Origin of the sequence: uncultured Nocardioides sp. (genome assembly GCF_902805925.1) — a bacterium.
GTDB lineage: Bacteria > Actinomycetota > Actinomycetes > Propionibacteriales > Nocardioidaceae > Nocardioides.
In genome coordinates, this window is the sequence record NZ_CADCUP010000107.1 from 1 (window position 1) to 20,930 (window position 20,930).

At 71.9% G+C, this 20,930-nt stretch carries 14 protein-coding genes and 1 pseudogene; 13 read left to right on the forward strand and 2 right to left on the reverse strand.

Going from position 1 to position 20,930, the window contains the following annotated elements:
- Positions 1-266: pseudogene (locus QZX64_RS07375) on the forward strand (sulfotransferase); the annotation flags it as partial.
- Here QZX64_RS07375 and QZX64_RS07380 read toward each other — a convergent pair.
- On the reverse strand, positions 253-1,149 hold the full coding sequence (locus QZX64_RS07380) for a hypothetical protein (protein ID WP_295658021.1): 897 nt from the start codon (positions 1,147-1,149) through the stop codon (positions 253-255). The pseudogene QZX64_RS07375 and the gene QZX64_RS07380 overlap by 14 nt on opposite strands.
- 97 nt (positions 1,150-1,246) lie before the next feature.
- On the opposite strand from QZX64_RS07380, the gene QZX64_RS07385 reads away from it, so the two are divergent.
- The 7 genes from QZX64_RS07385 (at position 1,247) to QZX64_RS07415 (ending at position 8,325) form a co-directional block, all read left to right on the forward strand.
- The gene (locus QZX64_RS07385) at positions 1,247-2,056 is read left to right on the forward strand and encodes a thymidylate synthase (RefSeq protein WP_295658023.1); all 810 of its coding nucleotides are present in this window, start codon (positions 1,247-1,249) and stop codon (positions 2,054-2,056) included.
- Between the two features lie 13 nt (positions 2,057-2,069).
- Positions 2,070-2,582, forward strand: coding sequence for a dihydrofolate reductase (locus QZX64_RS07390; protein WP_295658024.1), 513 nt, complete (start codon positions 2,070-2,072; stop codon positions 2,580-2,582).
- Positions 2,579-3,472, forward strand: coding sequence for a 4-hydroxy-tetrahydrodipicolinate synthase (gene dapA / locus QZX64_RS07395; protein WP_295658025.1), 894 nt, complete (start codon positions 2,579-2,581; stop codon positions 3,470-3,472). The genes QZX64_RS07390 and dapA overlap by 4 nt, the downstream gene beginning before the upstream one ends.
- A 9-nt stretch (positions 3,473-3,481) precedes the next feature.
- Entirely contained in the window at positions 3,482-5,167 is a 1,686-nt protein-coding gene (locus tag QZX64_RS07400; protein ID WP_295658026.1) for a ribonuclease J, read from the forward strand.
- A 104-nt stretch (positions 5,168-5,271) separates the two neighbouring features.
- Positions 5,272-7,083: a cell wall metabolism sensor histidine kinase WalK gene (locus QZX64_RS07405; protein ID WP_295658027.1), complete on the forward strand. Its 1,812-nt coding sequence runs from the start codon at positions 5,272-5,274 to the stop codon at positions 7,081-7,083.
- Between the two features lie 75 nt (positions 7,084-7,158).
- Entirely contained in the window at positions 7,159-7,443 is a 285-nt protein-coding gene (locus QZX64_RS07410; protein WP_295658028.1) for a hypothetical protein, read from the forward strand.
- A 216-nt stretch (positions 7,444-7,659) separates the two neighbouring features.
- The gene (locus QZX64_RS07415) at positions 7,660-8,325 is read left to right on the forward strand and encodes a cell wall metabolism sensor histidine kinase WalK (RefSeq protein WP_295658051.1); all 666 of its coding nucleotides are present in this window, start codon (positions 7,660-7,662) and stop codon (positions 8,323-8,325) included.
- A 111-nt stretch (positions 8,326-8,436) separates the two neighbouring features.
- Here QZX64_RS07415 and QZX64_RS07420 read toward each other — a convergent pair whose 3' ends face one another.
- The gene (locus QZX64_RS07420; RefSeq protein ID WP_295658029.1) at positions 8,437-11,859 is read right to left on the reverse strand and encodes a M4 family metallopeptidase; all 3,423 of its coding nucleotides are present in this window, start codon (positions 11,857-11,859) and stop codon (positions 8,437-8,439) included.
- Positions 11,860-12,090: 231 nt separating this feature from the next.
- Here QZX64_RS07420 and QZX64_RS07425 point away from each other — a divergent pair, with 231 nt between their 5' ends.
- The 5 genes from QZX64_RS07425 (at position 12,091) to QZX64_RS07445 (ending at position 20,929) form a co-directional block, all read left to right on the forward strand.
- Positions 12,091-14,721 carry a DNA translocase FtsK gene (locus tag QZX64_RS07425; RefSeq protein WP_295658030.1) on the forward strand — a complete coding sequence of 877 codons (2,631 nt, stop codon included), beginning with the start codon at positions 12,091-12,093 and terminating at the stop codon, positions 14,719-14,721.
- Entirely contained in the window at positions 14,718-16,487 is a 1,770-nt protein-coding gene (locus QZX64_RS07430) for a RodZ domain-containing protein (RefSeq protein WP_295658031.1), read from the forward strand. The genes QZX64_RS07425 and QZX64_RS07430 overlap by 4 nt, the downstream gene beginning before the upstream one ends.
- Positions 16,488-16,550: 63 nt before the next feature.
- Positions 16,551-17,978, forward strand: coding sequence for a 30S ribosomal protein S12 methylthiotransferase RimO (gene rimO, locus QZX64_RS07435; RefSeq protein WP_295658052.1), 1,428 nt, complete (start codon positions 16,551-16,553; stop codon positions 17,976-17,978).
- The gene (pgsA, locus tag QZX64_RS07440; protein ID WP_295658032.1) at positions 17,975-18,607 is read left to right on the forward strand and encodes a CDP-diacylglycerol--glycerol-3-phosphate 3-phosphatidyltransferase; all 633 of its coding nucleotides are present in this window, start codon (positions 17,975-17,977) and stop codon (positions 18,605-18,607) included. The genes rimO and pgsA overlap by 4 nt, the downstream gene beginning before the upstream one ends.
- Before the next feature lie 90 nt (positions 18,608-18,697).
- Positions 18,698-20,929: a bifunctional UDP-sugar hydrolase/5'-nucleotidase gene (locus tag QZX64_RS07445; protein WP_295658033.1), complete on the forward strand. Its 2,232-nt coding sequence runs from the start codon at positions 18,698-18,700 to the stop codon at positions 20,927-20,929.
- Position 20,930: the final 1 nt, after the last annotated feature.

Genomic DNA, 20,930 nt, shown 5'->3' on the forward strand with positions numbered 1-20,930 from the left:
GAGCCGGCGCCTCGGCGGCGCAGTTCCTGCCGCCCCAGGTGTGGCGTCGGTTCAGCAAGCCGCTGGTCGCCCAGCTGCACCGGGGCGGCGACCCGGCGCGTCCCCGGCTGACCCTCGAGCAGCGGTCGGTCCTGCTGGAGCCGCACCTGCCCGACATCGAGGTGCTGGAGCGGGTCACGGGGGAGTCGTTCGCCGACTGGAGGGCCTACCGTGACGGCGGCTCCTACGAGAGCCGCCGCCAGGGCGCCTCCGTCACCCCGGGCTGACGCTCGTGACGAGGTCGTGAGCGCCGTCCGGCCGGGCGGCCTCGACGTAGAAGCGGATGCTGCCGTTCGCGAGTCGCACCGCGGTGGCGTAGCGCAGGGCCCCGTCGGAGTGTGGTGAGCGGGCCACCGGCCCACCGGGGTCGGCTGTCAGCACGCCGTCGGCGCGGCCGCGCGCCACGCCCGTGACCTCGTGCCAGTTGTCCTCGGCGCGGGCCCGGCCGTCGTACAGCACGACGAGCGGCTCCAGCGAGACGACGGCGGTGACGCGGGCGCCCCGGGCGTCCCACTCCCCGGGACGGGGCTCGAGGACCGTGGTGCGGCGGTCCCAGAGGAGGCCGTCCACGGAGGTGGAGTAGGCCGTGCGCATCCGGTCCTCGTGGCCGACCTCGTCGAGTGGGTGCTCGGTGGTCCACATGTGCCAGATCCCGTCCTCGACCAGGATGACGGGGTCCTTGATCGCCACGGCGTCGTCGCCCGAGGCCACCACGGTGCGGGTCCCCGTGGGGAAGCCGTCGGGGCTGTCGGCGTCGACGGCCTCGATCCACCAGTGCTTGGACGCCGGGGTGGCACAGCTGAGGTAGAGCCGCCACCCGCCGTCGGGGCGGCGCAGCACGACGGGACGCTCGAAGGACTCGGCGCCGAAGTCGTCGCGCCGGACCTCGCTGACGGTCTCGAAGCGGACACCGTCGGCGCTGCGCGCCACCACCGTGGAGACCCCGCGCCCCTCGGTGAGCGGCCGCCGCACGCGGTAGGCGAGCCAGACGACGCCGTCGACCAGGGTCGCGCTCGCGGCACCCGCCCAGTTGCCCGGCCCGGGGCCGGGTGCCGGCACCACGACCTCGGCGGCGGCGAGGTCGGGCAGCGGCAGCGTGTCGAGGCTCATGGACAAACCTTATCAAGTCACTCATGTTTGCGGCCAGGGCCTGGCGGCACGCGGCCGGTCCCGGACGATGGCGGCGCCAGGTCGTAGGGTGACCGGCGTGAAGGCCTACCTCGACCTGCTCCAGCGGATCCTCGACGAGGGCGTCGAGAAGTCCGACCGCACCGGCACCGGCACGCGGTCGGTCTTCGGTCACCAGATGCGCTTCGACCTGCGTGCCGGCTTCCCGCTGGTCACGACCAAGAAGGTGCACACGCGCTCGGTCTTCGGGGAGCTGATCTGGTTCCTGCGCGGTGACACCAACGTGCGGTGGCTCCAGGAGCGCGGCATCACGATCTGGGACGAGTGGGCCGACGAGCACGGTGACCTGGGCCCGGTCTACGGGCGCCAGTGGCGGTCGTGGCCCACCCCGGACGGCAGCCACGTCGACCAGGTGGGGCAGGTCGTCGAGCAGCTCCGCAGCGACCCCGACAGCCGCCGGCACGTCGTCAGCGCGTGGAACGTCGCCGACATCCCCGACATGGCGCTGGCGCCCTGCCACACGATGTTCCAGTTCTACGTCGCCCCGCGGGCCGACGGGCCGGGACGGCTCAGCTGCCAGCTCTACCAGCGCAGCGCCGACGTGTTCCTCGGCGTTCCGTTCAACATCGCCTCCTACGCCCTGCTCACCCACATGGTGGCCCAGGTGACCGGTCTCGAGGTGGGCGACTTCGTGCACACGCTCGGCGACGCGCATCTCTACGCCAACCACCTCGACCAGGCCCGCCTGCAGCTCACCCGGGAGCCGCGCGCCCTGCCGACGCTGACCCTCGACCCGCGGGTCACCGAGATCGACCGGTTCGAGCTCGAGCACATCGCTCTCGAGGGCTACGACCCGCATCCCGGCATCAAGGCCCCCATTGCCGTCTGAGCAGCCGACGCAAGTGCCGTCCCGGGCCCGCCGGCTCACGCTCATCGCGGCGTACGCCGAGAACCGCGTCATCGGCGACCGCGGCGCCATCCCGTGGCACCTGCCCCACGACTTCGCCCACTTCAAGGCCGAGACCCTCGGGCACACGCTGGTCATGGGCCGCCTCACCCACGAGTCGATCGGCCGGCCCCTGCCCGGTCGCCGCACCATCGTGATGACCCGCGACCCCGGCTGGCACGACGAGGGCGTCGAGGTCGCCCACGGTCTCGACCAGGCGCTCGCGCTGGCCGCCGACGACGAGGTGTACGTCGCCGGCGGGGCGCAGGTCTACGCCCTCGCGCTGCCCCGGGCCACCCACCAGGTGCTCACCGAGGTGCACCTGGCCCCGCGAGGCGACGCGTTCTACCCCGACGTCGACCCGGGGGAGTGGCACGAGGCGCGACGGGTCACCCGGCCGGACCTCGACTGGGTGTGGCTGGAGCGGGTCGAGCCCCGCCGCGCCCGGGCCGATAACCTAGGCACATGAGCCTGCCCGCCGCGCCGTTCGGCCGCGTCCTGACCGCGATGGCCACCGCCTTCGCCGACGACGGCTCCGTCGACCTGGAAGCCACCGCGCGCATCGCCGAGCACCTGGTCGAGCACGGCCACGACGGCGTCGTGGTCAGCGGCACGACCGGTGAGTCGCCGACCACCTCGGTCGAGGAGGACGGCCAGGTCCTGCAGGCGGTCAAGGACGCCGTCGGCGACCGGGCCACCGTCGTGGCCGGCGTGGGCACCAACGCCACCGCGCACTCGGTCGAGCTGGCCCGTCAGGCCGCGAAGATCGGCGCCGACGGACTCCTGCTCGTCACGCCGTACTACAACAAGCCCGGCCAGGCCGGCGTCCTGCACCACTTCCGCAGTGTGGTCGAGGCCAGCGACGTGCCCGTGATGCTCTACGACGTGCCGGGGCGCACCGGCACCACGATCGCCCTGGACACCTACGAGCGCGCCGCCGAGTGGCCCCAGGTCGTCGCGGTCAAGGACGCCGTCGGCGACTTCACCCGCGGCGTGCGCCTGCGCCAGACGGGCCTCGCGGTCTACTCCGGCGACGACGTCGCCACCCTCGGGTGGCTGGCGCACGGCGGCTGCGGTGTCGTCTCGGTCGTCGGCCACGCCGCCGGAGACGAGCTGCGCGCCATGATCGACGCCTTCGACGCCGGCGACCACGCCGAGGCCCTCGCCGTCTTCACGCGGCTGCTCCCCGCGGTCGACGCCGTCATGGGCGTCGCCAACTACGGAGCCACCACCGCCAAGGCAGCCCTGCAGCTGCTCGGCGTGCTCGACAACCGGAACGTGCGAGGACCGCTGGTCCCCCTCGACGACGACGAGGTGGCCGCCCTGCGCGCCGGCCTCGCCGCGTCCCACCTGATCTGAGGAGATCCCTTGTCCCACCCCCATCCCGAGCTCTCGACCCCTGTCCCGCTGCCGAAGGGCGCCCTGCGCGTCATCCCGCTCGGGGGCCTCGGCGAGATCGGCCGCAACATGACGGTCTTCGAGTACGACGGCCGGCTTCTCGTCGTCGACTGCGGCGTGCTGTTCCCCGAGGACCACCACCCCGGCGTCGACCTGATCCTGCCCGACTTCGACCCCATCCGTGACCGCCTCGACGACGTGGAGGCGCTGGTGCTGACCCACGGTCACGAGGACCACATCGGCGCCACGCCGTACCTCCTGCGCGAGCGCGGCGACATCCCGCTCGTCGGCTCGCAGCTGACCCTGGCGCTGCTCGACTCCAAGCTGCGCGAGCACCGCCTCAAGGAGACCGTGCACCACACGGTCGAGGCCGGCGACCGGATGTCGCTGGGCCCCTTCGACCTCGAGTTCGTCGCGGTCAACCACTCGATCCCCGACGCGCTCGCCGTGGCCATCCGCACCGGCGCCGGCCTGGTGCTGCACACCGGCGACTTCAAGATGGACCAGCTGCCCCTCGACGGCCGGATCACCGACCTCCGCGCGTTCGCGCGGCTGGGGGAGGAGGGCGTCGACCTCTTCCTCACCGACTCCACCAACGCCGAGGTGCCCGGCTTCACGACGGCGGAGAAGGACATCGGCCCGGTGCTCGACCGGGTGTTCCAGAAGAGCGAGCAGCGGATCATCGTGGCCTGCTTCGCCAGCCACGTGCACCGCGTCCAGCAGGCGCTCGACGCCGCCGTCGCGCACGACCGCAAGGTCGCCTACGTCGGCCGCTCGATGGTGCGCAACATGCAGGTCGCCAAGGAGCTGGGCTACCTCACCGTGCCCGCGGGCGTGCTGGTCGACGCCAAGGAGCTCGCCGACCTGCCGCCCGAGCGCCAGGTGCTGATCTCCACCGGGTCGCAGGGCGAGCCGCTCTCGGCGCTGAGCCGGATCGCCCAGCGCAGCCACAGCTTCGTGCACCTCGAGGAGGGCGACACGGTCGTCCTGGCCAGCTCCCTCATCCCGGGCAACGAGAACGCCGTCTACCGCGTGATCAACGGTCTCTCCCGCCTGGGCGCCAACGTCGTGCACAAGGGCAACGCCCTGGTGCACGTCTCCGGGCATGCCAGCGCCGGTGAGCTCCTCTACTGCTACAACATCGTGCGGCCCCGCAACGTGCTGCCCGTGCACGGCGAGATCCGGCACATGCGCGCCAACGCCGACCTGGCCCGCGCGACCGGGGTCCCGCACGTCGTCATGGCCGAGGACGGCGTGGTCGTCGACCTCGTCGACGGCGTGGCCCGGATCGCGGGCAAGGTCGACTGCGGCTACGTCTTCGTCGACGGCTCCAGCGTCGGCGACATCACCGAGTCCTCGCTCAAGGACCGCCGGATCCTGGGCGAGGAGGGCTTCATCTCGGTCATCGTGGTCATCGACTCGGTCACGGGGAAGGTCTCCAGCGGTCCCGAGATCCACGCCCGCGGATTCGCCGAGTCCGATGCGACGTTCGAGGACGTCAAGCCGGCCATCGTCGACGCCCTCGACAAGGCGATGGCCAACGGCGTGCACGACTCCTACCAGCTCCAGCAGACCGTGCGCCGCGTGGTGGGCCGCTGGGTGAGCCGGGCGCACCGGCGCCGTCCGATGATCATCCCGGTCGTGATCGAGGCATAGCTGTTGGTCGAAAGGCACGCGCTCGGGGCCGTCGGTGCCTATGGTGGAGGGATGGCACGACCGCGCGTCGTGCCCGACCATCGGCCGGCGCCTCGGAGGCAGCGATGCAGGACCTGGATCCTTCGCGTGCAGAAGGTGTCCGGCGACTCTTCGACCTGATGCGCCGGGTGAACTCCTCCACCGACACCGCAGGGGTGCTGGAGGAGATCGCCGGTGGCGTGGTGGAGGTGCTGGGCTTCGGCGTGGCCGCCATCGCGCGCCTCGAGGGCGACTTCCTGGTGATGACCGCCTATGCCGGACCCGACGAGATCCGGGCCCAGATCATCGGGCGTCGCACCCCCAAGCAGCGGATCATGGACGAGTTCCGCCAGGCCGACCGCTGGGGGATCCTGCGCTTCGTGCCGCACGGGCGGGTCGACGACGAGTTCCTGGACAACGCCTGGATCCCCGACTACGAGCCCGACGACGACCCGGAGGCGTGGCACCCAGAGGACGCCCTCTACGCCCCGCTCTACAGCGCCACCGGCGAGCTGCTCGGCAACATGGCGGTCGACTTCCCGCCGGACAACCGGATCCCCAACCAGGCGCTGCGCGACCTGCTCGAGCTGTTCGTCGTGCAGGCCGGCCTCGCGCTGTCGAACGCCCAGCAACGCGAGCGGCTGGCCGAGCAGGTGCGGCTCGGCGAGATCGTCAAGGACGTCGCCATGGCGCCCAGCCTGGTCGGGCTGGGCTCGACGCTGGAGCGGTCCGTCGAGGCGCTGTCGCACGGCTTCGGAGCCGTCCAGACGTGGATCCGCTGCTTCCCGGACGGGGAGATGGGCCGCAGCGAGCACACCGCCTGCTACCCGGCCCGGGCGGGTGCAGCCGGCGGCGACCTGCCCGACCTGCGGCCCGACCTGGTCCGGGGGGCGTGGGTGCAGGGCGCCGCCGTGCACCTCACGGTCGAGGCGGAGCGCTCCCGTGTGCTGCCGGAGGCTCGTGCGGCGCTCCAGGCGGTCATGCGGCAGCACGGGGCGCGCAGCATGGTGGTCGCGCCGCTGGGCGTGGGCGTGGAGCTGCTGGGCTACCTGGTGGTCATGCGCGCCACCGAGGCAGTGCTCAGCGAGCAGGAGATGTCGGCGGTGCGCGAGATCGCCCGGGAGCTCGGGCGCATCGTGCTCAACGCACGCCTGTACGAGCGCGAGAGCCGCCTGGTCGCGGAGCTGCAGGAGCTCGACCGCTACAAGGGCGAGCTGATCGCCACCATCTCCCACGAGCTGAAGACCCCGCTCACCTCGATCATCGGGCACACCGAGCTGCTCGACGAGACCGAGCACGCCTCCCGGTCGGTGCAGGCGATCGCCCGCAACGCCCAGCGCCTCAACCAGCTGATCGCGAACCTCCTGAACTACTCCCGGGTCCAGGACAAGCGCGAGCACGTCCGCACGACGGTCGACCTCACCGAGCTGGCCCAGAACAGCCTCGAGCTGCTCCAGTTCCAGGCGGAGGCCGCCGGCCTGCGCTGGTCGCTGGGCCGGCCCGACGGCAAGGTGACCGTCCTCGGCGACCCCGACGAGCTCGGGCGGGTGGTCGACAACATCATCGGCAACGCGGTGAAGTACTCCCGTCCCGGCGGCCTGGTCGCCGTCTGCGTCCGCTACGACGACGAGACCGCCGAGGTGGCCGTCTCGGACACCGGCCTGGGCATCTCCCCGATCGACCAGACCCACCTGTTCTCGGCCTTCCACCGGTCCAGCAACCCCGAGGCCCTCTCGATCCCCGGCACCGGCCTCGGACTGGCGATCGCCCGCCGCATCGCCGACATCCACGGGGGCGACATCTCGGTCGAGTCCCAGCTGGGCGAGGGCAGCACGTTCCGGCTCCGCCTCCCGCGCGCCGACTGCTTGGACGGCGCGGCCTCGGCGCCTGCGTCCTGAGGGCACCCGGCGAGGCGTCCGGGGGACACCTTCCGCGAGGCGGACAACCAGAGCGTCGCGCGCCTGTTCGAGCTGATGCGGCGCGTCAACTCCTCGACCGACACGGTGGAGGTGCTGGGCGAGGTCGCCAGCGGCGTGATCGAGCTGGGATTCGGTGCCGTCGCCATCTCGGAGGTCGACGGGGCGGAGGTCGTGGTCACCCACGTGCAGGGCCCGCCGGGCGTGGCCGAGGCGATCCTGGGCGACCGGGACCCCGCCGACGACATGCGCCGAGCCATGGACGGGGCCGAGCACTGGGGCATCCTGCGCTTCATGGCCCACGACCGCGTGCCCCAGTGGCTGCGCGACAGCGTCGTCTGACCCCTGACATCGAGCCCAGCGAGGAGCCCGGCGCCTGGCACCCCGAGGACATGCTGATGGCGCCGCTGTACTCCGCCACCGGCGAGTTCCTCGGGACCATGGGATTCGACCCCCCGCCCGGCGGCCGCATCCCCGCTCCTCAACGCACGGCTGTACGAGCGCGAGAGCCGCCTGGTCGCGGAGCTGCTGGAGCTCGACCGCTACAAGTCCGAGCTGATCGCCACCATCTCTCACGAGCTGAAGACCCCGCTCACCTCGATCATCGGGCACGTCGAGCTCCTCGCAGACGCCGAGCTGGCGGCGGCGTCCGTGGCCGCCATCTCCCGCAACGCCCAGCGGCTCGACCGGCTGACCACGAACCTGCTCAACTACTCGAGCCTGCAGGACAAGCGCCCGCGCGTGCGCTGCTCCGTCGACCTCGAGCAGCTGTGCCGCAACAGTGTCGACCTGCTCGCCTTCCAGGCGACGACGGCCGGGATCTCCTGCACCCTGGTGCCCCACGAGGCACCCGTCCGGGTGTCGGGCGACGCCGAGGAGCTGGGCCGCGTCCTCGACAATCTGGTCGGTAACGCCGTGAAGTACACCCGTCGCGGCGGTCGGGTGGAGGTCGGCACGTCGTACGACGGCCCCTTCGCCGTCGTGCGCGTGAGGGACACCGGACTCGGCATCTCCCGGGGCGACCAGGGCCACCTGTTCTCGGCGTTCCACCGCTCCAGCAACCCCGATGCCCTCAGCCTGCCCGGCACCGGGCTCGGCCTGGCGATCTCCCGGCGCATCGCCGAGCTGCACGGCGGCGACATCGTCGTCGAGTCGGAGTACGGCGTCGGCAGCACCTTCGCGCTGCGCCTGCCGCGCCAGGGGCAGTCCTCCTCGACCTCATGAGGCCCGCCCGAGACATGACGGAGACATCACGGAGACATGACGGAGGCCCCGCCGGATCATCTCCGGCGGGGCCCCGCGTGTGACACCGGTCAGTGACCGGTCAGTGCCTGATCAGCGCCTGACCTTGAACTTCACCAGGTCACGGCTGTCATCCACCGTCTTCGAACCCTTGTAGACGGCGACGATCTTGTGCTTGCCGACCCGCAGGTTCTTGGTGATGGTGATCTTGGCCCGGCCGTCGTCGACGACCTTGCTGCCGACCCGCTTGCCGTCGAGGACGAACTTCACCTTGCCGGTGACCTTGACCCCGCCGACCGCCTTGACCTTCGCGACGGCCTTGATGTCGTCACGGAAGCTCGGCTTCTTCGGGAAGATCCGCAGCTTCGTCCGCGAGTCGGCGCCCGAGCCGGCCTTGACGGTCACGGTGACCTTGGCCGACGCCGCCGCGATGGTGGCGTCGCCGGAGTACTCGACGCTCAGCGTGTGCACCCCGACCGGCAGGTCCGCAGGCAGGGCGATGGTCGTGGTGCCACCGGCGAGGGTGCCGGTGCCGACCACGCTGCCGTCGGCCTTCTCGAGCGTCACGTCACCGGTGGGCGCGGTGCCCACGGAGCCGGAGCGCTCGACCGTCACCTTGACCGAGGAGGCCTGACCGAAGGTCGAGGGCTCGGGCACGTGGACGGCGCTGACCTTGGCCGCCAGCTTGCACTGGACCAGCTCGATGTTGTCGACGTACCAACCCTCGTTGCCACCGCAGCCGTCGCGACCGATGTCGAAGCGGAACTGCACCGTGTCGCCGCCGGAGACGCCGAGTGCCGTGACGTCGACCTGCGACTCGCCCCAGCTGCCCTTCGTCTGACCGCCGTCGGTGCCGGTGAAGGCCGGCTCGCCGGCCAGCGGGTTGGTGTTCCCCTGCGCCTCGGTGAAGAGGACCCCGGGTGCGTTGAAGGTGTACGCCGCGGCCGGGATGGCCTGGAACGCACCGCCGTTGACGCTGACCTTCACGTTGCCGCCGTCGTAGCCGGACTCGGTGGCGACGTAGTGCTCGAAGGACATCTTCGGGGAGCGGAGGTTGTCGGGCAGCTCGACGATCGGGCCCGTGATCGAGTCACGGCTCGAGAAGTCACCGGCGGTGCCGGAGCACTGGCCCTGGTCGGGAGCCGGGCCGAAGGCGACCTTGCTCGGGTGCGGGTCCCCGGTGCCTTCCGGGGCAGACGCCACGGAGGTCCAGGGGGCGTTCAGCCCACCCGCGTAGACCGTCTCGCTGCTGGCGGTCCAGCCGGCGAGCCCGTCCTCGAAGTCCTCGGTCCACAGGGCCTCGGAGGCGAAGCCCTCACCGCAGACCGACGGAGCGCCCTGCTGGAGCAGGGGGCGGAAGTCGCAGCGCTGCGGCTCGGTGCGCATCTCGGTGGCGGCGTTGGCGGCAGCCACCGACGCGCAGTCGCCCGCGGTGATCGGAGCGGCGTCGGCCGGCGTCGCGTTCGGCGCCGTGGTCAGCTGCTTGATCGGTGCGCCCACCAGGTCGGCGCAGGAGGACTCCAGCGCGTCGGCGGCGTCGATGAAGTTCGACTGCGGGGTGAGGTAGGCGGTCTGGGCGCGCCACCAGATGGCAGCGGCCTTGTCGAGTCCCAGAGCGGTGACGGTCTGGCCGTTGTAGGCGCCACCGTCGACGACGAGCGCGTAGGCGTGGTTGGGCACACCGGAGTTGGAGTGCACGCCGCCGGCGTCGGAGTTGAGCGGGTCGCACTTGTACTCGACGTCGGTCACCTTGCCGGGGTCGCCGTAGCACGTGGGGTTCCACATGTCACGGATCGCGCCACCGAACGCCGTCGACTTCTCGCCCATCAGCCACCGGGTGGAGTTCGCCCGGGTAGTGAGGTCCTCGGCGGAGACGCTGACCGTGACGGGGCCACCGGCGGTCTTGATCCGCTGGCCGTCGGCCTGGCTGACCATCGCGCCGTACAGGTCCGGGTCGCCGGTGAAGCCCGCCGGGACGTCGACGTTGTTGTTGCCGATCACGATGCCGGTGGCGCCGGCGGTCTCGGCGTTGGCGACCTTGGTCGCGAAGGGGCAGGTGCCCCGGTCGACGTAGGCCCACTTGCCGGCCACGGTCGTCGCGTTCGAGAACGGCGAGCAGCCATCGGTCGTGGAGGGCCCAGCGGTGTTGGCCGCGTCGACCGCGACCACGACGGTCGCGGTCACCGGGGTGGTGGTGAAGGGCCTGGCGCCGGTCGCGGCGATCGCGAAGCAGGGCCCCGCAACGGCTGCCGGTGCGGTGATCTCGAAGTCGAGGGCCGGGGGAGCGGTCGTCTCACAGTCGCCGACGGTGCGCGCGGTCGTGAAGTTCTCGCCCTCGTCCTCGCGCTGGTTGATCAGGTCGAGCGTCTCGCCCCACACGTCCGAGTAGGACTCGTTGAGCGCGCCGGACTGGTACTGGTAGATCAGCCCCGAGGTGTACTCGGTGTAGGCGTGCCCCCACTCGTGCGAGACGATGTCGTCCGAGGTGACGCCGTTGCAGTAGTTGGTGGTGACGCCGTTCCAGTTGGCGTTGGGGCAGCTGATGCGCGGGTCGTTGTTGACCGTCCTCATGATCGCGCCGGCGCCGTCGTAGGAGTCACGGCCGAAGGCGTTGCGGAACAGCCAGTAGGACTCGCCGGAGGAGTTGACGAGGTTCTGCTGGTCGGGGTTCAGCCCGCCCGGGAACGGGTCGCCCTCCTTCCACACCCGCGTGAGCACCGGGGCCTGGGCGGTGCCGGTGGCCTCGTACAGCTCGCGGTTCAGGCCGGAGTGCAGCATGGAGTAGCGGTTGACGGGCTTGCCGGTCTGGGCGTCCAGGAAGACCATGTCGCGCACGGTCTTGTCGTTGGTGACCTCGACCGCGTAGGCGAGGATCGCCTCGCCGGCCTCGCTCTTGACGGCACCGAGGCGGTAGACCACCAGCTTCGGCGCGCGCGCCTCGACACCACGGGTGTCGAGGGCGTCGCCGCCCTCGCTGGCGGGCGTGGCCTTGACCAGCCGGACCGCGCGGGCCCCCGCGTCGGCCGCGGAGATGCGCGGGGTGACGGAGAGCGACAGGTCCGGGGCGGCGTAGCCGTTGACGGAGGTCAGGTCGCCGCTGTTGTCGACGTTGGCCTTGATCATCGAGCCGAAGACGTCGATGCCCTGGTACTCCTGGGTGTAGGAGACGGTCCAGCCGACCTCGGTGCGGTCGACGCGCCGCTCCTGGAGCTGAGCCGCCGTGGCGCCGAACGCGACGCCGTACTTCTCGAGGTACGCGGCTGCCTTGTCGGCGGCCTGCGCACCGGTGGCCGCGCCGAGGCCCGGCATCAGGTCGGCGGTGCCGCCCTTGGCCCTGGCGAACCCGATCTTGCCGGTGGCGGGGTTCGAGCGGACCTCGACCGTGCCGTCGGCCTGGTTCTTCATCTGCTGCACGAGAGACGGCTCTGCCGCCTGTGCCTGGCCCTGGATCGCGGGTATCACCGCGAGGCCAGCTCCGGCGACCGCCAGGGCGATCCCCTGCCTGAGGAGCTTCACTATGTTTTTCCTCCATGAAAGAGAGCGCCACCCACCCCGAGCGGACAGGTGACGCGGGTCACCTTATGGAGGCACCTCGTGACAGGTAAAGGGCGGGGTGTAAAAAGTTGTCACGTCCTGGTGCCAGTGGGACGGGTTGTCGTGGCGGCGTCGGCCCGGATCGCCACGACACGCAGCCGTTGACGACTGTGGTCCCTGGGGCTGGTGTGACTTGGCCGTAGGGTCGCCACCATGGCGACCCGTACGTCTTCCCCGCCGGGGTCGCGGAGCTCGAGCACGTCCAGGAGTGGATCCACCGCGATGTCGCGATCCGGATCCACCGCCCGGAAGGCGAGCACCCGATCCCGGAGTACCTCCAGCCGAGGTGCCTCCAAGAGCCCTGCCCGACGCCCGGCACCCCGTGCCGTCCGCAACGGTCCCGGCCCCGTCTCCCGCGCCTTCTCCGGCCTCGGCCGCGCGGTCGCCGCCGTCTGGCTGGGCATCGCGCACGCGATCGGCTCGGTCGCCCGCAGCATCGGCCACAGCGCGCGTGACCTCGACCCGGCACACCGTCGCGACGGGGTCGGCCTGTTCCTGTTCGGACTGGCCGTGGTCGTCGCGGCCGCCGTGTGGTGGCAGCCCCCGGGCGGGTTCATGGAGCTGGTGCGCTCGGCCGTCGCCGGCTCGGTCGGCAAGGTCGGCTGGCTCGTGCCGCTGTGGCTGGCCTACCTCGGCTGGCGCACGCTGCGCGACCCCGAGCACAACGGCCCGGCCGGCCGCCAGGTGATCGGGTGGTCGGCGCTGTGCCTGGGCCTGCTGGGCATCGTGCACATCGCCAACGGCAACCCGCAGCCGGAGCTGGGCGACGCCCGGTCGCTGCAGCAGGCCGGCGGTGCCATCGGCTTCGTGGTCTCGAGCCTGCTCCTGGACCTGCTGCGCACGGCGTACGTCGTGGTGCCGCTGCTGGTGCTGCTCGCCCTCTTCGGGCTGCTCGTCATCACCGCCACGCCCGTCTACCAGGTGCCCGCCAGGCTGCGCGGCCTCGTCGACCGGCTGCTGGGCCGCACGCCGGCCGACGGTGGCGCCGCCGACGACACCCAGGTGACCCAGGCCCTCCGCACCCGTGGCGGGCTCGACGACGTCGACCCGGCGATGGGCGACCCGGCCTACGACAGCCCGGTGCTGGAGGACCGCGAGACCGGCCGGCGCAAGAAGCCGGGCAGGCGCGAGCGCGACGCCCTCGACGTGGCCCTGGAGGCCGGCGAGGAGACCGGCGAGGAGACCGGCGGCGCGGACGCGGGCCTGTCCATCATGGATCCCGCCGACGCCGCCACCGAGGCCGACGGCGGTCGCGTCGAGCCGCCGCCGCACACCCCGCTGCCCCCGCGTGTCGAGCAGCTCTCGCTCTCCGGCGACGTGACCTACACGCTCCCCCCCAACGACGTGCTCAAGCCGGGCTCCCCGCACAAGGCGCGCTCCAAGGCCAGCGACGACGTCGTCGGCCGGCTCACCCAGGTGCTCGACGAGTTCAACATCGACGCCCAGGTCACCGGCTACACGCGCGGCCCGACGGTCACGCGCTACGAGGTGGAGGTCGGCCCGGCCGTCAAGGTCGAGAAGGTCACCGCCCTCTCCAAGAACATCGCGTACGCCGTCGCGAGCGCCGACGTGCGGATCCTCTCGCCCATCCCGGGCAAGTCGGCCATCGGCATCGAGATCCCCAACACCGACAAGGAGATCGTCAGCCTCGGCGACGTGCTGCGCTCCAACACGGCGCGGTCCGACCACCACCCGATGGTCGCGGGGCTCGGCAAGGACGTCGAGGGCGGGTTCGTCGTGGCGAACCTGGCCAAGATGCCGCACCTGCTCGTCGCCGGTGCCACCGGATCGGGAAAGTCGTCGTTCATCAACTCGATGATCACCTCGATCCTGATGCGCTCGACGCCCGACGAGGTCCGGATGATCATGGTCGACCCCAAGCGGGTCGAGCTGAACGCCTACGAGGGCATCCCGCACCTGATCACCCCGATCATCACCAGCCCCAAGAAGGCCGCCGAGGCCCTGGCGTGGGTCGTGCGCGAGATGGACATGCGCTACGACGACCTGGCCAACTTCGGCTTCCGCCACATCGACGACTTCAACAAGGCCGTGCGGGCCGGCAAGGTGGAGGTGCCGCCGGGCAGCGAGCGCGTGCTGTCGCCGTACCCCTACCTGCTGGTGGTCGTCGACGAGCTCGCCGACCTGATGATGGTGGCGCCCCGCGACGTGGAGGACGCGGTCGTCCGCATCACCCAGCTCGCCCGGGCCGCCGGCATCCACCTGGTGCTCGCCACGCAGCGACCCTCGGTCGACGTGGTCACCGGCCTGATCAAGGCCAACGTGCCGTCGCGGCTGGCGTTCGCCACCTCGAGCGTCACCGACAGCCGCGTGATCCTGGACCAGCCGGGCGCCGAGAAGCTGGTCGGCCAGGGTGACGGGCTGTTCCTGCCGATGGGTGCGGGCAAGCCGCGCCGTGTGCAGGGCTCGTGGGTGACCGAGGCGGAGATCCACCAGGTCGTCAAGGCCTGCAAGACCCAGCTCGAGCCCAGCTACGTCGAGGACGTGACCGCCCCGGCGGCCGCCAAGCGCGACCTCGACGACGACATCGGCGACGACATGGAGCTGGTCGTCCAGGCCGTCGAGCTCGTCGTCTCCACGCAGTTCGGCTCGACGTCGATGCTGCAGCGCAAGCTCCGGGTCGGCTTCGCCAAGGCCGGCCGCCTGATGGACATCATGGAGAGCCGCGGCGTGGTCGGGCCCAGCGAGGGCTCCAAGGCCCGCGACGTGCTCGTGAAGCCCGACGAGCTCGACGCCGTCATCGCCACGCTGGAGGGGGACCGATGAGTGCCACCGAAGTCCACGAGATCGACGACCGGCGCGACCACGGGCGCGAACGGGGCCTGAGCATGGCGCCGGACGCCGTCGAGGTCCGGCGCAACGCCGGTCTGGCCGCCGTGGTCGGCGTCGTCGCCGCCGCGATCGCGATCCTCTACCTGCGCCGCGCCGTCCTGACCGGGTCGCCGCTCGACTGGGTCCTGGCAGTGGCCATCGGTGCCCTGGGCATCGGCTGGCTCGTCGCCCTGGTCGACGCGCGCACGCCGCTGCTGGTCGCCGACGCCCAGGGCGTGCGGGTGCGGCTCGGACGCTCGTGGCGCGGCCTCCCGTGGGGTGCCGTCGCCCGGGTGGAGCACACCCCGCGCGCCGGGCTGCTGCGCGACGGCCGCCTGGTCGTCGTGCCGCACAACACCGAGCGCCTGGTCGAGGAGCTCGACCGCGGGGCGACGCGCCGCGCGAGGCTCGCCGGCTGGCTGTACGGCGCGCCGCTGGCGCTGCCGCTCGGGCTCTCCACCCGGGTCGTCGGCACCGACGACCTCGGCTCGGCCCTGGCCGCGCTCGCGGACCAGCACACCGAGCTCGTGGTCATCGACACCGGCCGGCCGGACGCCGAGGACACCATCGACCCCGCCGACGCCGACGACCCCGACGACATGGCCGGCACGGCCGACACCGACGACCGGGGGGATGACGAGGCGACCGTCCAGCAGGCGCCGGAGGCCGCGACCCGGCGGGTGCGCGACCCGCGCCCCTTGCTGGCCGCCGGCATCGCCCGGGTCTCGTCCCTGCTGCCCTCCCGCGGGCCGCACGACGTCGGGGACCACGACACCGACGAGCCCCGGAGCGACGACCTCGAGGCCACTGCGCCCACGCCGGCGCCCACCCGGCTCCCCGGAGTGGCCGCCCGCGCCGATGTGCGCCGCCTCGACGAGGCCCCCGCGCCGCGCCCGGCCGTGGAGATGGTCGAGGACGACGAGGTCTGGGGCGACCGGGTGCGCCCCATCGCCCGGGGCGGAGACCCGGTGGCACCGCTGGTCATCGAGGAGGTGGGCATCGAGCCCGCCGACGACCCGGTGGTCGGGCCGGAGCTCCGTGCCGCCCGCACCCGCCTGGGCCTCACCGTCGACCAGCTCGCCGACCGCACCCGCATCCGCCCCCACGTCATCGAGTCGATCGAGGTCGACGACTTCGTCCCGTGCGGCGGCGACTTCTACGCCCGCGGACACCTGCGCACCCTGTGCCGCGTGCTCGGCATCGACGTGACCCCGCTGCTCGCGGCGTACGACGACCGCTACGCGCACGCGCCGATCGATCCGCGCCGGGTCTTCGAGGCGGAGCTCGCCACCGCCCACGGCAGCATCCGCGGCACCCGCGGGGGCCCGAACTGGTCGATCCTGGTGGCCGCCGTGATGGCCCTGGTCCTGGCCTGGTCCATCGCCCGGCTGGTCATGGACGCACCGCCCGAGCTGCGGGGCGCCCAGCCTGTGCTCAACGGCTCGGGAGGGCCGTACGGCGGCTCCGCGACCGCGGCCGACCCGGTGCCCGTGCAGGTGGCCGCGGTGGCCGGCGGCGCCTCGATCGTGGTGCGCGACGCCACCGGGGCGATCGTGTTCGACGGCAACCTCGCCATCGGCGAGACCAAGACCGTCAAGGCCGCGCCGCCGGTGCGCGTGCAGACCTCCGACGGTGCGGTCACGGTCACGGTGGACGGCGTCGAGCGTGGACCCGTGGGGGAGCCGGGCCGGGCGGTGCAGGGCACCTACGCCGGCGAATGAGCCGGCCGCCCTGCCTCACGGCATACTCGGACACCTATGAGCGCCACCGTTGAGCAACCTCCCCTGAGCGTCGCGGTCGTCACCCTCGGGTGCGCGCGCAACGAGGTCGACTCCGAGGAGCTGGCCGGCCGCCTCGAGGCCGGCGGCTTCCAGCTCGTCGCCGACCCCGGGACGGCCGACACCGTGGTGGTGAACACCTGCGGCTTCGTCGAGGCCGCGAAGAAGGACTCCGTCGACACGCTGCTGGAGGCCGCGGACCTCAAGGAGCAGGGCCGCACCCGGGCCGTCGTCGCGGTCGGCTGCCTGGCCGAGCGCTACGGCCGTGACCTCGCCGAGTCGCTGCCGGAGGCCGACGCCGTGCTCGGCTTCGACGACTACCCCGACATCGCGGCGCGGCTGCGCTCCATCGTCGCGGGGGAGAGGCACGAGCCGCACGTGCCGGCCGACCGCCGCCGCCTGCTGCCCATCTCGCCGGCCGAGCGCGACGCCGGCACCCTGAGCGTCCCCGGCCACGCGGCGCCCGACCTGCCGACCGGCCTGGCCCCCGACAGCGGCCCGCGGGCGGTGCGCCGCCGCCTCGACGGCGGGCCGATGGCCCCCCTGAAGCTCGCGAGCGGCTGTGACCGGCGCTGCTCCTTCTGCGCCATCCCCAGCTTCCGCGGCTCGTTCGTCAGCCGCCGTCCGAGCGACGTCGTGCAGGAGGGGCGCTGGCTGGCCGGGCAGGGCGTGCGCGAGCTGTTCCTGGTCAGCGAGAACTCCACGTCGTACGGCAAGGACCTCGGCGACCTGCGCCTGCTCGAGACGCTGCTGCCCGAGCTCGCCGGCATCGAGGGGGTGGCCCGGGTGCGGGTGTCCTACCTGCAGCCCGCCGAGACGCGCCCCGGCCTGATCGAGGCGATCGCCACCACGCCGGGCGTCGTGCCCTACTTCGATCTGTCCTTCCAGCACGCCAGCGCCCCGGTGCTGCGGCGGATGCGTCGCTTCGGCGACCCCGAGAGCTTTCTCGGCCTGCTGGAGCGGGTGCGCGCGCTAGCGCCCCTCGCCGGGGTGAGGTCCAACGTCATCGTCGGCTTCCCCGGCGAGACCGAGGCCGACCTGCAGGTGCTGTGCGACTTCCTCGAGGCCGCGCGGATGGACGTCACCGGCGTCTTCGGCTACTCCGACGAGGACGGCACCGAGGCCGCGACGTACGACGCCAAGCTGGACGCCGAGGAGGTCCGTGCCCGCACCGAGCACGTCACCGCCCTGGTGGAGGAGCTGAACTCCCAGCGCGCCGAGGAACGCGTCGGCGAGGCGGTGGAGGTGCTGGTCGAGGACGTCACCGGCGGCGAGGTGGTCGGTCGCGCGGCGCACCAGGGCCCCGAGGTCGACGGGACCACGCTGCTGCTCGGTGCCGCCGGTGTCGCGTCGGTGGGCGACCTGGTCCCGGCCGAGGTCGTCGGCACCGACGGCGTCGACCTGCTGGCCCGACCGACCGGGGCCCGCGGATGAGCACGCCCGAGGTCCGCGCGAGCAACTACAACGTCCCCAACGCCCTGACGGCGCTGCGCATCGTGCTCGTGCCGTTCTTCGGCTGGGCGCTCCTGCAGGACGGCGGCGACTCCACGCTCTGGCGCTGGGTGGCCTTCGCGATCTTCGCGGTCGCGATGATCACCGACAAGATCGACGGCGACCTCGCCCGCAAGCACGACCTGGTCACCGACTTCGGCAAGATCGCCGACCCGATCGCCGACAAGGCGATCACGGGCATGGCGTTCATCGGCCTCTCGATCGTCGGCGACATCTGGTGGTGGGTCACCATCCTGGTGCTGGTGCGCGAGTGGTCGGTCACGCTGCTGCGGCTCTCGGTGCTCAAGCACGTCGTCCTGCCGGCCAACCAGAGCGGCAAGATCAAGACGACCCTGCAGGCCGTGGCGCTCTCCGGGCTCGTCTGGCCGCTCCCGCACGGCGACGCCCACGGCGGCAGCTTCGACGCCTGGGGCCGGTTCGGCGAGGCCCTCTTCTACCTCAGCCAGGTGGCCCTCGCGGGTGCCGTGGCGATGACGATGTGGTCGGGCTTCGAGTTCTTCCGCGACGTCTGGCGTCAGCGCGGCGCCGTGTCGGGCCCGCCGCGCACCTGACACGGCATAGTTCATCGGTGCCACTGGCAGGTGGTCATTTCGGGTTATGGTGGCGCGCGTCACCACGTCCACACCCGAGGGGAATCAACTGTGTCAGCGAAGAGCATGGGGACGACCCGCAGCCCGCTGCGCCGGCGTCTGGGAGTGGCGGTCACCGCCGTCACCCTGACCGCCGGACCGCTCACGATCGTAGGGGTCAGTGCCGTTCCGGCGCACGCCGTCCCCGTCGACATCCGGCTGCTCAACATCAACGACTTCCACGGCCGCATCGATGCCAACACCACCAAGTTCGCCACCACGGTCGAGCAGCAGCGCGCCCAGGCCGGAGATGGAAGCACGCTCTTCCTCTCCGCCGGCGACAACATCGGTGCCTCCCTGTTCGCCTCCGCCAGCCAGGAGGACAACCCGACCATCGACGTGCTCAACGCGCTGGGGATGACGTCGTCCGCGGTCGGCAACCACGAGTTCGACCGCGGCTTCGCCGACCTCCAGGGGCGTGTGCAGGACCGCGCGACCTTCGAGTACCTCGGCGCCAACGTCTACCAGAAGGGCACCACCAACCCGGTGCTCAAGGAGTACGACATCGAGACGGTGAACGGCGTGACCGTCGGCATCATCGGCGCCGTCACGCAGGAGACGCCCTCGCTGGTCAGCCCGACCGGCGTGGCAGCCCTCGACTTCGGTGACCCGGTCGCCGCGGTCAACCGGGTGGCCGGCCAGCTGAGCGACGGCAACCCCGCCAACGGCGAGGCCCAGGTCCTCGTGGCGGAGTACCACGAGGGCGCCCCCGACGACGCCGGCAGCACCAGCGGCGTCTTCGGCCGGATCGTCAACGAGACCTCGGGCACCGTGGACGCCATCTTCACCGGCCACACCCACAAGCGGTACGCGCTGAACACGCCCAAGCCCGGCGGCGGCACCCGCCCGGTCGTGCAGACCGGCTCCTACGGCGAGTACGTCGGCCAGATCGACCTGACCGTCGAGTCCACCACCGGCGCGGTCACGGCCGCCACCGGCACCAACATCGCCCGGGTCGCCGCCGAGGACACCGCGCTGCCGCGCGTGGCGGCAGTCAAGGCGATCGTCGACAAGGCGCTCGCCGACGCGAAGGTCATCGGCGACCAGCCCGTGGGCTCGGTCACCGCCGACATCACCCGCGCCGACAGCGACCTGGCCACACCGGCCGTCGACGAGGACCGCGGCGCGGAGTCGACGCTGGGCGACCTGGTCGCCAACGCGCTGCGCGACGGCGTGCCCGCCGACATCGCCAAGCCGGAGCTGGGCATCGTCAACCCGGGCGGCCTGCGTGCCGACCTGCTCTTCGCCGGTGACACCACCACCAACCCGGCCAACACCGACGGCGTCGTCACCTTCGCCGAGGCCAACGCGGTCCTGCCGTTCGTCAACAACGTGTCGACGGTCGACCTCACCGGCGCGCAGGTCAAGCGGATCCTCGAGCAGCAGTGGCAGCCCGCGGGCTCCTCGCGGCCGTACCTCCACCTCGGCCTGTCCGACAACGTCTCGGTCACCCAGGACCCCACGCAGCCCGTCGGGCAGCGGATCACCTCGGTCCGCATCGCCGGCAAGCCGATGGTGCCGACCGAGACCTACACCGTCTCGACGTTCTCGTTCCTCGCCGCCGGCGGTGACAACTTCACCGGCTTCACCGAGGGCACGACCAAGGACACCGGCCTCATCGACCGCGACGTGTGGATCAAGTACATCCGCGACAACGCCGGCCTCAAGCCCGACTTCGCCCGCCAGCAGGTCATCGCCCAGGGTCTGCCGGAGGCGCTCAAGACCGGCCAGAAGCTGACCGTCAACCTCTCGAAGCTCGACATCACCTCGCGTGGCTCGGTCAAGAACACGCAGGTGCAGGTCGTGCGGGTGCGCGACGGCAAGCGCAAGGTCATGAAGAGCGTGGCCGTCACCGACGCCTCGGCCGAGGTGAGGTTCACCGTCCCCGGTGCCTCGCAGGTCGAGCTCGTGGCGATGCCCAGCGGCACCACCATCACGCGCGACGTGACGAAGACCCGGCCGAAGATGACCAAGCTGAAGTTCTTCCCCAAGCGCCCGGAGGTCCGTCAGGGCGCTCCGCGGGTGGTCGTCAAGGTCGTGAACGCCGACGGCGCCAAGGTGGGCGGCAAGGTCAAGGTCAAGGTCGGTGCCAAGAAGTACTTCGGCAAGGTCGTCCAGGGCAAGGGCAAGATCAAGCTGCCCCGCTTCACGGCCCCCGGCACCTACAACGTCAAGGCCAAGTACCTCGGCAACAACCTCTACAAGCCTGCCAAGGCCAGGACGACCATCAAGGTCTACCGCTGAC

Bases quoted from the DNA above. Each gene is read 5' to 3' on its own strand.
- QZX64_RS07380 (WP_295658021.1), bottom strand. From the start codon at position 1,149: ATGAGCCTCGACACGCTGCCGCTGCCCGACCTCGCCGCCGCCGAGGTC.
- dapA (WP_295658025.1), top strand. From the start codon at position 2,579: ATGAGCCTGCCCGCCGCGCCGTTCGGCCGCGTCCTGACCGCGATGGCC.
- QZX64_RS07405 (WP_295658027.1), top strand. From the start codon at position 5,272: ATGCAGGACCTGGATCCTTCGCGTGCAGAAGGTGTCCGGCGACTCTTC.
- QZX64_RS07410 (WP_295658028.1), top strand. From the start codon at position 7,159: ATGCGGCGCGTCAACTCCTCGACCGACACGGTGGAGGTGCTGGGCGAG.
- QZX64_RS07425 (WP_295658030.1), top strand. From the start codon at position 12,091: ATGGCGACCCGTACGTCTTCCCCGCCGGGGTCGCGGAGCTCGAGCACG.
- QZX64_RS07430 (WP_295658031.1), top strand. From the start codon at position 14,718: ATGAGTGCCACCGAAGTCCACGAGATCGACGACCGGCGCGACCACGGG.
- pgsA (WP_295658032.1), top strand. From the start codon at position 17,975: ATGAGCACGCCCGAGGTCCGCGCGAGCAACTACAACGTCCCCAACGCC.